We start from the raw sequence: 13,123 nt of genomic DNA, 5'->3' as shown, positions 1-13,123 counted from the left end.
TTTGATGACATACATTCGCCGTTAACTCGGCTTCCCTCCTAAAATTAATAATAGTTATTCACACAGTGGTTTTTAGTATCAATACGAATATTTATATTTGTTACGAAGCAAGTGGCTAATTGACCCTTGCTTCGTCTATTAGACTATTATTTATTTATAATTAATTTTGTCAGAGTATTTAAATCCATCTAGAGCTCCATTATTAGAGAACTCACATGCTTTTTCAGGATCTCCGTCTACAATCACTTCGATAATATATGGTTTTCCTGAATCAACAGCACGTTGAAGTGCAGGCTTGATCTCATCATAATGAGTAACAAGCTCGCCTGGAACTCCCATACCCGCTGCCGTTTTAACAAAGTCAATTCCGCGTTCGCTATGTTCACCGTCAATTAACTCGTTTTTGTAATCTAAGTCTGTAGAAATTCGACGGCTATCATAGAACCAGTTTTGTTGTTGACGAATTAAGCCTAGTAAGGAGTTGTTTAAACAGAATATGATGACTGGAATATTATGTTTTGCAGCTGTTGCTAGATCTTGTAAAGACATACCTAAACTTCCATCACCAAGAATGTTTACACTTTGTCTATTTGGGAAAGCTAGTTTTGCTGCCATTGCCGCACCAAGTCCCCAGCCCATTGTACCTGCTCCACCAGTTAATAAATACGTACGTGGCACATACGTCTCAAATAATTGGCAAGACCAGATTTGGCTGATACCACAGTCATGTGATACAAACGCATCGCGATCTAAAAATTCACGAAGTTCTTGAATTGCACGCTCTTGTCTAATTGGTAGAGATGTGTAATCTGTTTTTCTAGCCCATTTTTTACGTTCTTCCGTTAAGTCAAGTTTCGTACTCGCTTCTGCAGTTGCAGCAACAGTTGCCCCAAGTGCTTTATGAGTTTCTGTCAGTTTTACCATGAACGATTTAACATCTGAAACGATTCCTAATGCTGTTGGCACGACTTTGCTGATTTCCTTGTTATCAATGTTGACATGAATAATTTTCTTGCCGTTTTGAGTGAATACACCTACATTACCTGTTGAACGGTCTGCAAAGCGTCCGCCAAGGTTAATGACTAAGTCAGCTTCAACAATTGTTTTGTTACCAAATGGAGTATCAAGCATCGTACCCATACGTCCAGCGAATAATGGGTGATCATTTGGGAAAGTATCCATTCCCATTCCAGTAGTTACAACTGGAATTTGTAATTCTTCTGCTAATGCTTTTAGTTCTTCCGTAGCATTTGCTAAGTTAATCCCACCACCAGATAGTAATACTGGTCGTTTCGCATCTTTTAATAATTCTAATGTCTTCTCAATGTCAGCATCAGTAGCTTGTGGTAAGTTATCTGCTGGAGTAGACGCGATGAGCGCATCTAGATCCACTTCTACTTCAACCTTTTGTTGATCAACTGGTAAGTCAAGTAAAACTGGTCCTTTTCTACCTGTTGTAGCTGTTACCCATGCTTCATGGATAAATTCTGCTGCCTTTGATCCGTCCGTTAAGCGGTAAGCTGCTTTTGTAACAGGCTTTGCCATTTCAACGATTGGAGCTTCTTGGAACTGCATCGTTCCTATTAAACTATTTTTTTGCTGACCTGTGATCGCAATCATTGGGATTGAATCCATCCATGCACTATAAAGACCTGTTAAAAAGTTTGTTCCACCAGGGCCTGATGTTGCGGCACAAACACCCACTTCACCTGTTGCCCTTGAATAACCGTCTGCCATAAAAGCACCCGTTTGCTCATGGCGCACTACGTAGGATTCAATATTTGTGCGTTCTTTTATTGCATCGTAGAATGGCAAAATTGCCGCTCCAGGTACTCCATAAATATGCTTAACTCCTCTTTTCTCTAAATACAATGCAATTAACTCAGCAGCTGTCATTTTTTGTTTAGCCATTTAAACCTCTCCCTTTTATCCCCTTTTTATAGTTTCAAAGATTTGAGCGATTGAATCTTTTTCTCCTACATTGCCAGGAAAAACGATATAAGGTGTATGTTGGAATTTAGCTTCTTTTCCAGACAACCATACTGGAACACCTGCAATCACTTGCCCTAAGATCTTTGCATGTTTTATCTCTAAACCAGCAGTTGCCACATCACTAGAAGTGATTCCACCTTTAGCGATAATGAACTTCGGCTTTACTTTTAACGATCGAACCACTTCAACTAGAGAACTTGAAACTGTTTGACTAATTTTTAGATTTGCCTCTTTATCTTTCGCAATAATGACATCCCTACTTGTATAAACAAGAGTATCGTGATTGGAAGAAATCTGTTGATCGACTAAGCGACAGACACGTGATATTTCCTCTTCCCTTGTTTCTTCATCAAGGACTTTCTGAACATTGATTTCAATTTGCTCAATTGGGTATTTCTTTATAAGTTCGTTAATCTGCTCCGTTGTCTTTTGGGTGTGGGAACCTACAATTATAAATCCACCATTGTACTGACTTTCATCTTTTGAAATGACCTCAGTAGCTGATAGATAAGGTCTATCAACGATACCTGCGATTGATTTTACAAAAGACGCTGCTGTTCTAAACAAGAAATGCTTACCTGAATCTATTGCTCTTAGCACAGCTAATGAGACGACATCTAACTCATAATAAGACTTTGCATTCACAATGATTGGAACATTATTGCTCGCCGAGAGTAAAATCTCGTAAACCCTTTCAATTCCCCCATTATGAATGTCTTCCAACGTAATGAACAATGCGTCTTTTGAAGATACAGCCCCATTTGTCTTCTCTTCGATCCACTCTGGTAAATAAGCTGTATTGAATCCAAATACCGAGTCTTTCGCAAATTCTGTTTCACTTACAGGTATGAGCTGATCATCGACTCCTAGATAATGGGTATTATTTAACGTGTACCGATTAGCTTCAAAAAAAGCTGGAACGATCAAATGGCCTGAAATATCAACGTTTGCTGCTTTTATTAATTCATTTTGTAGAACATCAATTTCTAGAGGATAATGGCCCCTTAAAGTTGAATCACTTCTACTGATAATGGAGTATTGAATACCCATTTCTTGTGTAACATCCACAATGTTTTGGATGATTTCTCTGTTAATGTTTTCGGTTTTTTCTTCCTGATAGCTTCGAGTGTTGGTTAAAATGTAAAGAACACTTCTATCATCAGATAAACCTTTTTTCAACCATTCTTTTCCCCAATCCGTAATGACGTAAATGTCATGTACAGTTTGAACACCTGTTGGATCATCATCTAAAACAATAAACTTATGTTTTGTTTCTTTTAACCTGTTTTTAATCTTCACTCGTAAACTTTCGTCTACTTTAGTGAACTGAGGATTTTCGAAATCCTTCAAGCTTGGATAATGGGTTGCTTGAGACAACAGCCAACCTCCTTTCAAGTTCAATTAAGTGAAACTTACCTCGGTAGGGATTTTCTTTTTCCCTACCGATTGTTTGTGAGTCACAAAGACATGTCGTTTCAAATCTTTCCTCTAAGAAGTTGGTCTCCTGCTTTTCTTCTTGTTCCTTACATACTGAGGTAGGATGTTACTACCCTCGAAGAGTGTGAAAGAAATTAGCTATTTACTTTTTGGCCTAATAATTCATTTGCAGTTGAAATAATTCTGTGTGCTCTCAGTTCGAAGAAATCCAGTAATTCATCCATTTTCCCTGAAACACCGAAGCGGTCATTTGTACCGATTCTGCGTAATTTTGCAGGTTGGCTTTCTGCTAGTACTTCTGCAACTGCACTACCCAGACCACCAATAATGGAATGCTCCTCAACTGTGATCACATGATTTGTTTTCGCAGCAGATGCAATAATGGCTTCTTTATCAATTGGTTTAATTGTATGGATGTGTAAAAGGTCAACTGTAATTCCCTGTCTTTCTAATTCATCTGCAGCTTTTAATGATTCATCAAGCATAATTCCAGTACTTACAATTGTCAGATCAGATCCTTCACGATATTGAATGGCTTTCCCAATTTCGAAAGGTTCATCTTTTTTAGTTACGATTGGAACAGGTAGTTTCCCAACACGTAGGTAAACTGGACCTTCATGATTGTAAGCAGCTTCTACTGCTTTTTCCATTTCAACCGCATCTGCTGGTACAATAACTGTCATACGTGGAAGTGAACGCATTAACGAAATATCTTCAAGCGGTAAATGTGTTGCTCCTTCTTGTGCTGCAGAGGTTCCAGCGTTATGACCAACAATTTTCACATTGTTGTTTGAATAACACACAGATACTCGCATCTGGTCAAACGCACGACCAGTCAGGAAGTTCGCATAAGCATTTGCAAAAGGTACCTTTCCACCTACTGCCATCCCTGCTGCCGTTCCTACTAAATCACATTCAGAAATACCGATATTAAAAAAACGATCTGGAAATTCATTTTTAAATAAATTTGTCATATTTGATTTTGCGCAATCTGCATCAAGAACTACTAAATCATCGTGTTTATGACCAAGTCTAATAAGTGCGTCTGCATAACCTTTACGAGGTGCCTCTTGATTTACCATCTTATACCAACTCCTTTAATGCGATTTCTAACTGCTCATCGTTTGGAGCCAATCCATGCCATTCATGGGTGTTTTCCATAAATGAAATTCCTTTACCTTTCACTGTATGGGCTAATATTGCAGTAGGCTTGCCCTTTGTCTCTTTTGCTTCTATATACGCTTCATTGACTGCGTTGATATCATGACCATCAATTTCAATCACGTGCCAACCAAATGCTCTGAACTTATCACCAAGGTTTTTTACACCTTTTATATTTTCTACAAAATCATCAAGCTGGATTTTGTTCCAGTCTATAATCGCACAAACATTATCAAGGTTGAATTGTGCCGAAGTCATTGCTGCTTCCCATACTTGACCTTCCTGTAATTCACCGTCACCGATCATAACGTAGGCTCTTCTATCGCTTCCATCATATTTAGCAGCTAATGCAACACCATTTGCTACAGATAAGCCTTGGCCAAGAGAACCTGATGAAATGTCAACTCCAGGAATATGTTCACCACATGGATGACCTTGTAATCTACCATCTACATCTCTAAAAGTCATAAGCTCTTCTACAGGAAAGAATCCCATTTCAGCTAATACAGAATAATAGGCAGGTGTACAATGTCCTTTTGAAAGGAAGAAGCAATCACGTTCTTGCCATTTTGGATTGATAGGGTTTACATTCATATGATCAAAATAAAGGACCGATAATAACTCAGTTGCAGATAGTGAACCACCAGGGTGACCACTTCCAGCATGATGTGTCATTCTAACGATATGCCTACGAATCCTCTTTGTTAGATTTTGGTAAAACTCGATCTTTTCTTTCGAAAGCACTATGAATTCCTCCTTTGTTTCTTAATAAGCAACAGCGTTTCACAATGTTGTCAAAAAAATAAGCGTTTTCGTTGCTTATTAGGTAACTGCGTTTGATTTTTATATTATCACCATTTTTTGAAAATTTCAAGTGTTTTTATCCTTCTGTTTTTTAATTTTTTAAAAACTTTTTTTCATGATAAAAAAGGCTATCACATATTCAAAATTGTGATAGCCCCTACTATTCTTATTTCTTTTACTTTAATTATCTGTCCATCCAAGTCGTCTTGAAATCTTTTTACCCACCTCTATGAGATATGGCTTTATTTCGGTCAACCGCTCTTCGGTCATCCGAATACTTGGTCCTGAAATACTAATTGCAGCTGCAATTTTGTTGGTGTGATCAAAAATAGGTGCTGCAATACAGGTTATCCCAGGCTCATTCTCTTCATTTTCTGTTCCATAGCCACGGTCTCGAATATTTTTCAACTCTTTTAATAGACTCTCTTTGTCTGTAATTGTATTCTCTGTATGCTTTGGTAAACCAAATTTTTCAATAATATTAAGAGTTTCAGTTTCTGGTAGATAAGCTAAAATCACCTTTCCTACACTTGAACAATGGACAGGTGCGCGTCTACCTACTTGTGAATGTGTTCGAAGGGTTTCATTACCTTCAAGTTTCTCAATATAGATAACATTCCCTTGATCATACACAACTAAATGAATCACTTCGTTTGTGAGTAATTTTAACTCTTCCAAGTATGGCTTCGCTTGAGTTCTCAAATCGATCGATTCTAGCAACATTGAACTTAGTTCTAAATAGATATAGCCTAATCTATATTTTTTGGTTTCAGGATTTTGTTCAATATACCCATGTTCTACAAGGGTACTTAATAGTCTGAAAGCAGAACTTTTATTTATATCTAGGTAGGAGGCCAACTCGGTAACACCCAGCCCATCTTTACGTTGACTAACTAATGAAATAATTTTTAACGCCCTATCCACTGACTTAACCATTTTTTTGCCCTCCGCTTAAAACCTAAAGTAAGTTCCGTTTCTCCATAACAAAACAATAGAAACATCTTTTTTCATCTATATTAGAATGAAAGTTTATCCGTTTAGTTTCTCATTTTATCAGAAAATATAGTCAAAAGGAAGTGTAACAGCTATTTCAATCTGCTGTTTCGTAGATTTCCGATGCAGGTTGAAACTTTTGAGCCTCCTCACTGGAATGTGGAGTCATCTTATTCAGTTACAATCAACTTTGATAACTAAAAACTAATCTTTTAGGAAGGTGCTTTTTAAATAGGATAAACGAATAAAAAAATCATGAAAAATAATTAATTTTATAGATTATCAATCAGGGAAAAATATAAAAAATACCACAGCTTTATCACTGTGGTATTTTATACAAGCTATCTAAAATAAGTATTAATCTTTGTAAGATTCTGTAAATTTCAGGCAGAGTGCAACCTTACATCCAAGGCATACCAATAACCACGAACATTAGCCATGCTAATCCAGGTCCGATAATAACAAATGCTGCAGCACAGCCTAAAAGCTTAAGGAAGAATTCACGCTCTTTCATCCCTTGAGCATTTGCTAATAATACCGCGCCACTTGTTGAGAATGGACTTAAGTCAACAATACTTGATGCAATTGAAATTGCTGCCACAACACCTGCTGACGAAATTGCTGGATCCTCTAGGATAGGCGTAACAAGAGGAATAATTGCCGCTAAGAAACCAGTCGTTGATGCAAATGCTGAGATGATTCCGCCAACATATGAAGCTAATAGCGATGCTACCGAAGAATTGTTAACGCTTGCAATTAAATCTTGCATATATGCCATTGCGCCTACGCTCTCTAATACATTTACATAAGTTACGATCCCAGTTACCATAAAAATAACGGACCAAGGAACAGATTTCATTACTTCTGGCTGTTGTTTAGGTGCCATTAAAGCAAGTACTAAGGCAACTAGGAAGGCCGCAGCTCCCATATGCATTTCAAATTGAATGGCTAGGACAAGTAAAGCTACGATTCCTAGTAGCGTCGCACCCCTGTAAAAAGTAAGTTTAGTTTCAGGGTGCCCCTGGTTGTCAGCTGTAGGATCTAACGTGGCTGCCGCAAAAGTACTAGCACTTGATTGTCGTCTAATTAATTGAACGCCACCAAAGGCAAAAAACAGAATAATAGCAACGATAACACAATAAAACAGTGTATTAATATAGAGAAGTACAGTGTCGTGGGGAATTCCACTTGTTTGCATTACTCCGTCTACAATTAAGCCAAAGAGATTCACAGGTGAGAAAGCCCCCGCAGTTCCACCCGTTACGACTAGTGTTCCCATTAAAATAGGGTTAATCTTTAATTGAGCTGCAATTCTAAGAGCAATTGGAGCAAGGATAATGGCTACAGTTGTAACCTGTGTACCGATACTAGCTAATACAGTTGCAAGGACAAACATTACCCATGGAATGAGAGCTACATTTCCCCTTACCAACTTTAGCCCCCATGAGATAATTAAGTCGATTGTTCCATTCTTTTGAACAATCCCAAAGAAATATGTTACACCAGCAAGTAAAATGAGTAAATCACCAGGAAAGCCATTAAAAATCTCTTTAACATCCATACCCGCAACAACGGAACCAATAAAAAAGGCAGCAACAATGCCCAATAGGCCGATATTGATTGGCAATATCGATCCTATGATGAACATTAGTAAAAGTATTAGTATGGCAGTGAGTTCAATCCCCATTTAAACACCTCTTCTAAGTTTTTAATAATCAAAAAAGTTCACAAACATTTTTGTGTATGATACATAGAAGTAAGTACTGAAGATTAACATACAAGAGTTCGTCGTATACTGTATACAATAAATGGCGTTTACAAGATCAATTTGTTTGGTTTTCAGCTCGTTCAATCGACTCTACTAAATAGTCAACAACATGTTTCGTATCAATTACATTCTCCATCCCCTCCTTATAAACTCCAAGTTTCATTTGTAAATAACAGCCAGGATTAGCTGTAATTAATACCGCTGACTCTGTTTGCTTCACTTTTTCCATCTTTTTATCTAATATTTCATTAGCTAGTTCTGGCTGAAGCATATTATAGATACCTGCTGAACCACAACAATATTTCTTATCTGGCAGATCTACATACTCCGAATCAGTAACCGCTTTCACGAGTTTCGCTGGTGCATCCTTTACTTTCATGACATATTGAAGGTGACAAGAAGGTTGATAGGTAACTCTTTCTCCTCTTCCAGATGCTTCAGGCAGTTCTCCTTTTTCGTAAATGATTTCACTAATATCACGAATTTTGCTTGAAAATGCTTTTGCTCGTTCAAGCCAAACTGGATCATCACGGAAAAAGTCCGTATAATCAACTAGTGCTGCTCCACAGCCCCCAGCATTTGTAATAATATAATCGACATCCGCTTTTTCAAATGCTTCAATATTGGCCTTTGCTAATTCAATGGTTTTATCTTTTTTTCCACTGTGGTGGTGCAATGCGCCACAACATTTTTGATCCTGTGGTGTAACAACATCAAAGCCAGCTTTGGAAAGGAGTTTAATAGAATTATCATTGGTTTCTCTAAAAACGACATCCATGATACATCCTTGGAAAAATGCCACCCGCCCTTTTGATTCTTTATTTGTATTCTCTCTCGAAGTATAGGCAGCATGCGCCTTCCGCTTTGAAGGTGGTAGCACCTCAGGCAAGATTCGTTCCATTTGTCTCATTTGTTCTGGGAAAAGTTTCATGATTCCCAAACCTCTGGCCACTTTTTGAAGACCACTATTTTGATACATCCACAGTAAATTTCCAACTCGATTCAGGTTCTTTTGATCAGCTAGTACTTTATCGAATAAAAAGTCTTTTGCACTTCGAATTGGTGCTGGTGTCTTTTTAATATCATTTTGGGTTGTATCAATCTTAATCGTATTCTCCTTATTATTGATAGGCTTTTCTTTTGGTTGTTCAACAGTCTCAGTAGCTGCAGCAATCCGTTCCTTAGCTAACATGACAATGTCTGGAATTTGAACGTCCATTGGACAGGCATCCACACAGGCTGAACATAATAAACATCTGTCCATCTGATCTTTTATCTCTTGGTTGACGGAGATTTCACCAGTTAGTAGGCTTCGCGCCATGGCTACCCTACCCCTTGGCCCATCCGCTTCACGCCCCGTAATATTTAGTGTGGGACATACACCTCGGCAAGCACCGCATCGTACACAAGTCATCATGGATTGTTCTGGAGTCAGTACTTTCACAGTTTTCACCTCATTCTCTAGTTTGGCAGAGCCATCTTCCCTGGATTTAATATATTATTAGGGTCAAGGGTTCTTTTTATGGCTCGCATCACTTCCATGGCAGGACCATGTTCTACATCCATATATTTAGCTCGAACCATACCAACACCATGCTCAGCAGTTGTTGTCCCTTCCATTTTTATAGCAAGTTGATGGATTTCTTCCGCCATTTTCTGAACATTTTCCATCTCTACTTCGTTACTACTATTGACGACAGGCCCAGTATGCATATTTCCATCTCCAACATGCCCATAGATACCACAAACAATTCCATAACGATCTGCTATATTATGAATCTCTCGTAGTGTCTCTGGTAACCTAGAAATTGGCACACAAATATCTTCACCTGCATACACCCTGAATCCGCCAGGTTTTAAGAGACCTACTGCAGCTCCAACCAATTTCCTTGCCTGCCACAGTTTTTCACATTCATCTGGTTCATCACTAAACTGGAGATAACTTGAATATTTCTCAACAACCTTCTTGAGACGATTTACCTGGGAGGTTACTTCCTCCTTAGCACCATCTACTTCAAAAACGAGAATGGCTTCATTATCTATTGGTAAATTCAATTCTGGCTTCATCATATTGACAGCCTTTGTACAGTTATAATCCATGATTTCAATGGCCGATGGCTGTAATCCAGAAGAAAATACAGCGTTCACCGCTTCTCCAGCCTGTTCTAAGCGATCAAAGGAGCAAAGGACAATTCCTCTCGTGACAGGTAATGGGATAAGCTTTAATCGTAATTTCGTCACAATTCCAAGTGTACCTTCAGAACCAATCAATAAATGGGCTAAATCATAGCCAGAAACTGATTTTAATGCTTTTGATTTTGCACCACCTGTTACAATAACATCTCCTGTCGGAAGTACAACCTCCATCCCTAGAACATAATGCCTAGTCACACCATACTTCACTGCACGTAGACCACTTGAGTTATTCGAAACCATGCCCCCAATTGTACACATATTGGCACTACCAGGATCTGGTGGGAATTGAAGCCCAAATGATTTCAATGCCGTATTCAAGTCATTTTGTACAACCCCTGGTTCAATAATTGCCTGCATATTCCGATTATCAATTTCTAAAATCCGATTCATCTTAGAAAGGTCAAGCATAATTCCACCTTTAGTTGATACCGCTCCTCCTGTCTGGCCAGTTGCAGCACCTCTAGGATACACTGGAATCTTATATTCATTCGCCAATTTTACGCATTGACTTACTTCTTCCGTTGATTTAGCAATAACCGCTACTTGAGGTTTGCGGGGATTTAATTGTGTTTCAAAAGAAGCATCGTATGAATAGGTGATCATGTCAGTATTACTAGTGAGTACACGATCTTCCCCAAATATTTCTTTTAATCTAGTTATTACTTTCGTATCTATTGGAGGGGCTGTCATTGTTTCTGCCATAAGCTCATCTCCTTTTCTGGTTATTTAGCATTCGCCATAAGGTCGTCCTTCCAATTCCAAGTATTTTAGCTGCTTCTGTTTTATTACCGTTCACTTGCTTTAACACGTCTAACACATAGTCTCTTTGATATTCAACGAGTTTATCTTTTCCCTGATGATCTTCAAGTTGCTGGTTGGTCTTCTTTATTATTATATTTTCAAAGTCTTTACCACCAGCATCGAGCACGGTCTCTACTTGAATCATCTGATGTGGCGAAAGTATCATACATCTTTCAACAATATTTCGAAGTTGTCTAATATTCCCTGGCCATTGATATTTTTGCAATAGTTCCATTGCTTTTGAAGTAAAACCAATAATCTCTGGATTAATTTTTTGTTTTAGCTCTGAGATAAAACTTTTACATAGTAATGGAATATCCTCCACTCTCTCTCGAAGAGGCGGAATCATAATATCGAGTATGTTCAAGCGGTAATATAAATCCTCTCGGAACTCTCCATTTTTTACCATTTTCTCAAAATTTCGATTTGAGGCTGCAATCACTCTAATGTTGATCGGGATGACCCTTTCATCTCCGATACGCATGACCTCTCCTTCTTGTAACACTCTTAATAGCTGTGCTTGAACAGATTCTTCTAATTCACCTATTTCATCTAGAAAAATCGTTCCCTGATGGGCAAGTTCAAATAACCCTGCTTTTCCACCTTTCCTGGCACCTGTAAATGCCCCTTCTACATAACCAAATAATTCACTTTCAATTAAATTTTTCGGTATGGCCGCACAGTTAACTGCAACGAATGGACCATCTGAACGGTTGCTTAAACTATGAATCAGTTGGGAGAAAACTTCTTTTCCCACACCTGTTTCACCCGTTAACAATACGGTTGAATCAACCTGTGAATACTTTTTTGCTTTTTCGATTACAGCTTGATAGGATTTACTTTTACCAACAATGTTGTTTAAGTGATATTTCGTAATATGTCCTCGATGCAGTAGCTTTTTACGAATTTCTTGTTCTTGTTGCTGTAGCTTCGTCAGTTCTTGAAATGTACAAACAGCACCAAATATATTTTCTTCGTGCCTGATTGGTACATGGCTGGTGATGATTTGAACACCGTTTATTTCTAGTATTTTATTTAGTTCCTCATTCCCAGTTGAGATTACCTTGCTGATATGTGAATCAGAAAGGATATCCTCAATATGCATACCAATAATTTCTTTACTTTGAATTTTTAAAATTTTTAAAGCAGAAGGATTGAATGCCGTAATGAATCCATTTTCATCTACTGCGATGACACCTTCGCCTATCACGTCTAGAATCGTTTGTAATTGTTTCGTCCGTTTAAGCTCAGCACGACGAACCTCTATTAAAGTTTCCGCTTCATTGATGGCTTGAATGATAGACTCTATACCCGAGGATAAAACAACCGTTTTTACAGCGTCTGTTTTACAATTATCGACATAGACACTTTTTCCAATTAGGACATCAATCTTCTTTTTTAAGAGGCTTTCAACACTAAGAGCAACTTCATCTATAGAATGAACTGGGATTTTTTCTATTGTTATTCCCAGGGATGATTCAATGACTTCAATTCCCTGAAGAACATCTGGAACATCTGCAATTCCAATCCTTCCACCCAGTTTTCTTGCTTCTGTTATGCTCCGCAACAAATCATATCCTGTAATTGGAATTTGAACGACAGGTATTTTTATATCGGATTGACTTATTTTCATGCCAATTGTTCCACGGCTAATAATGACTTCGGTCCCATTTGTTTCAAGCTCCTTAGAAACAGAAATAGCATCTTCTAGTGTGACCTTTTTAATTATTGGAATCTCTTTTCCAATTTTGATACAAGCTTTCTTTGCAACATCCATAATTTCATCAATTGGTGCTAGAATAGCTATCTCAGACACGTAAATCACCTCTTGTTTATTAAATGGTAATTTTTATTTTGATTTACAATGTATGAGATTGCAATATGTTTTTTCAGAAAGTTGGATAAAGTCCGAAAAATCGTTCTAACTTAGTCTATTAATCTCTTAATCTTTTTAGATACATTGTGAAAAAT

Annotated in this window: 9 protein-coding genes; all 9 read right to left on the bottom strand. The window is 37.9% G+C overall.

The window, feature by feature from the left end; genetic code table 11:
* Nucleotides 1-150: 150 nt before the first annotated feature.
* Nucleotides 151-1,911 carry a thiamine pyrophosphate-binding protein gene (locus ACWPVE_RS12030; RefSeq protein WP_453993627.1) on the bottom strand — a complete coding sequence of 587 codons (1,761 nt, stop codon included), beginning with the start codon at nt 1,909-1,911 and terminating at the stop codon, nt 151-153.
* 15 nt (nt 1,912-1,926) lie between these two features.
* The gene (locus ACWPVE_RS12025) at nt 1,927-3,369 is read right to left on the bottom strand and encodes a four-carbon acid sugar kinase family protein (protein WP_453993625.1); all 1,443 of its coding nucleotides are present in this window, start codon (nt 3,367-3,369) and stop codon (nt 1,927-1,929) included.
* Nucleotides 3,370-3,563: 194 nt separating this feature from the next.
* Nucleotides 3,564-4,511 carry a transketolase family protein gene (locus ACWPVE_RS12020; RefSeq protein ID WP_453993623.1) on the bottom strand — a complete coding sequence of 316 codons (948 nt, stop codon included), beginning with the start codon at nt 4,509-4,511 and terminating at the stop codon, nt 3,564-3,566.
* Between the two features lies 1 nt (nt 4,512).
* A complete protein-coding gene (locus ACWPVE_RS12015; RefSeq protein ID WP_453993621.1) occupies nt 4,513-5,334 on the bottom strand; it encodes a transketolase in 822 nt (273 codons plus the stop codon).
* Between the two features lie 240 nt (nt 5,335-5,574).
* Nucleotides 5,575-6,330 (bottom strand): IclR family transcriptional regulator, encoded by a 756-nt coding sequence (locus ACWPVE_RS12010; RefSeq protein WP_453993619.1) that lies wholly within the window; start codon nt 6,328-6,330, stop codon nt 5,575-5,577.
* A 457-nt stretch (nt 6,331-6,787) separates the two neighbouring features.
* Nucleotides 6,788-8,074 carry an SLC13 family permease gene (locus ACWPVE_RS12005; RefSeq protein ID WP_453993617.1) on the bottom strand — a complete coding sequence of 429 codons (1,287 nt, stop codon included), beginning with the start codon at nt 8,072-8,074 and terminating at the stop codon, nt 6,788-6,790.
* Between the two features lie 136 nt (nt 8,075-8,210).
* The gene (locus ACWPVE_RS12000; protein WP_453997492.1) at nt 8,211-9,569 is read right to left on the bottom strand and encodes a (Fe-S)-binding protein; all 1,359 of its coding nucleotides are present in this window, start codon (nt 9,567-9,569) and stop codon (nt 8,211-8,213) included.
* 47 nt (nt 9,570-9,616) lie between these two features.
* Nucleotides 9,617-11,053 (bottom strand): FAD-binding oxidoreductase, encoded by a 1,437-nt coding sequence (locus ACWPVE_RS11995; RefSeq protein ID WP_453993615.1) that lies wholly within the window; start codon nt 11,051-11,053, stop codon nt 9,617-9,619.
* Between the two features lie 4 nt (nt 11,054-11,057).
* Nucleotides 11,058-12,968 carry a sigma 54-interacting transcriptional regulator gene (locus ACWPVE_RS11990; protein ID WP_453993613.1) on the bottom strand — a complete coding sequence of 637 codons (1,911 nt, stop codon included), beginning with the start codon at nt 12,966-12,968 and terminating at the stop codon, nt 11,058-11,060.
* Between the last annotated feature and the right edge of the window lie 155 nt (nt 12,969-13,123).

It is taken from the genome of Bacillus nitroreducens, from assembly GCF_964021195.1.
Note: the sequence above shows the minus strand (reverse complement) of the source record. Positions and strands in the feature narration are given on the sequence as shown.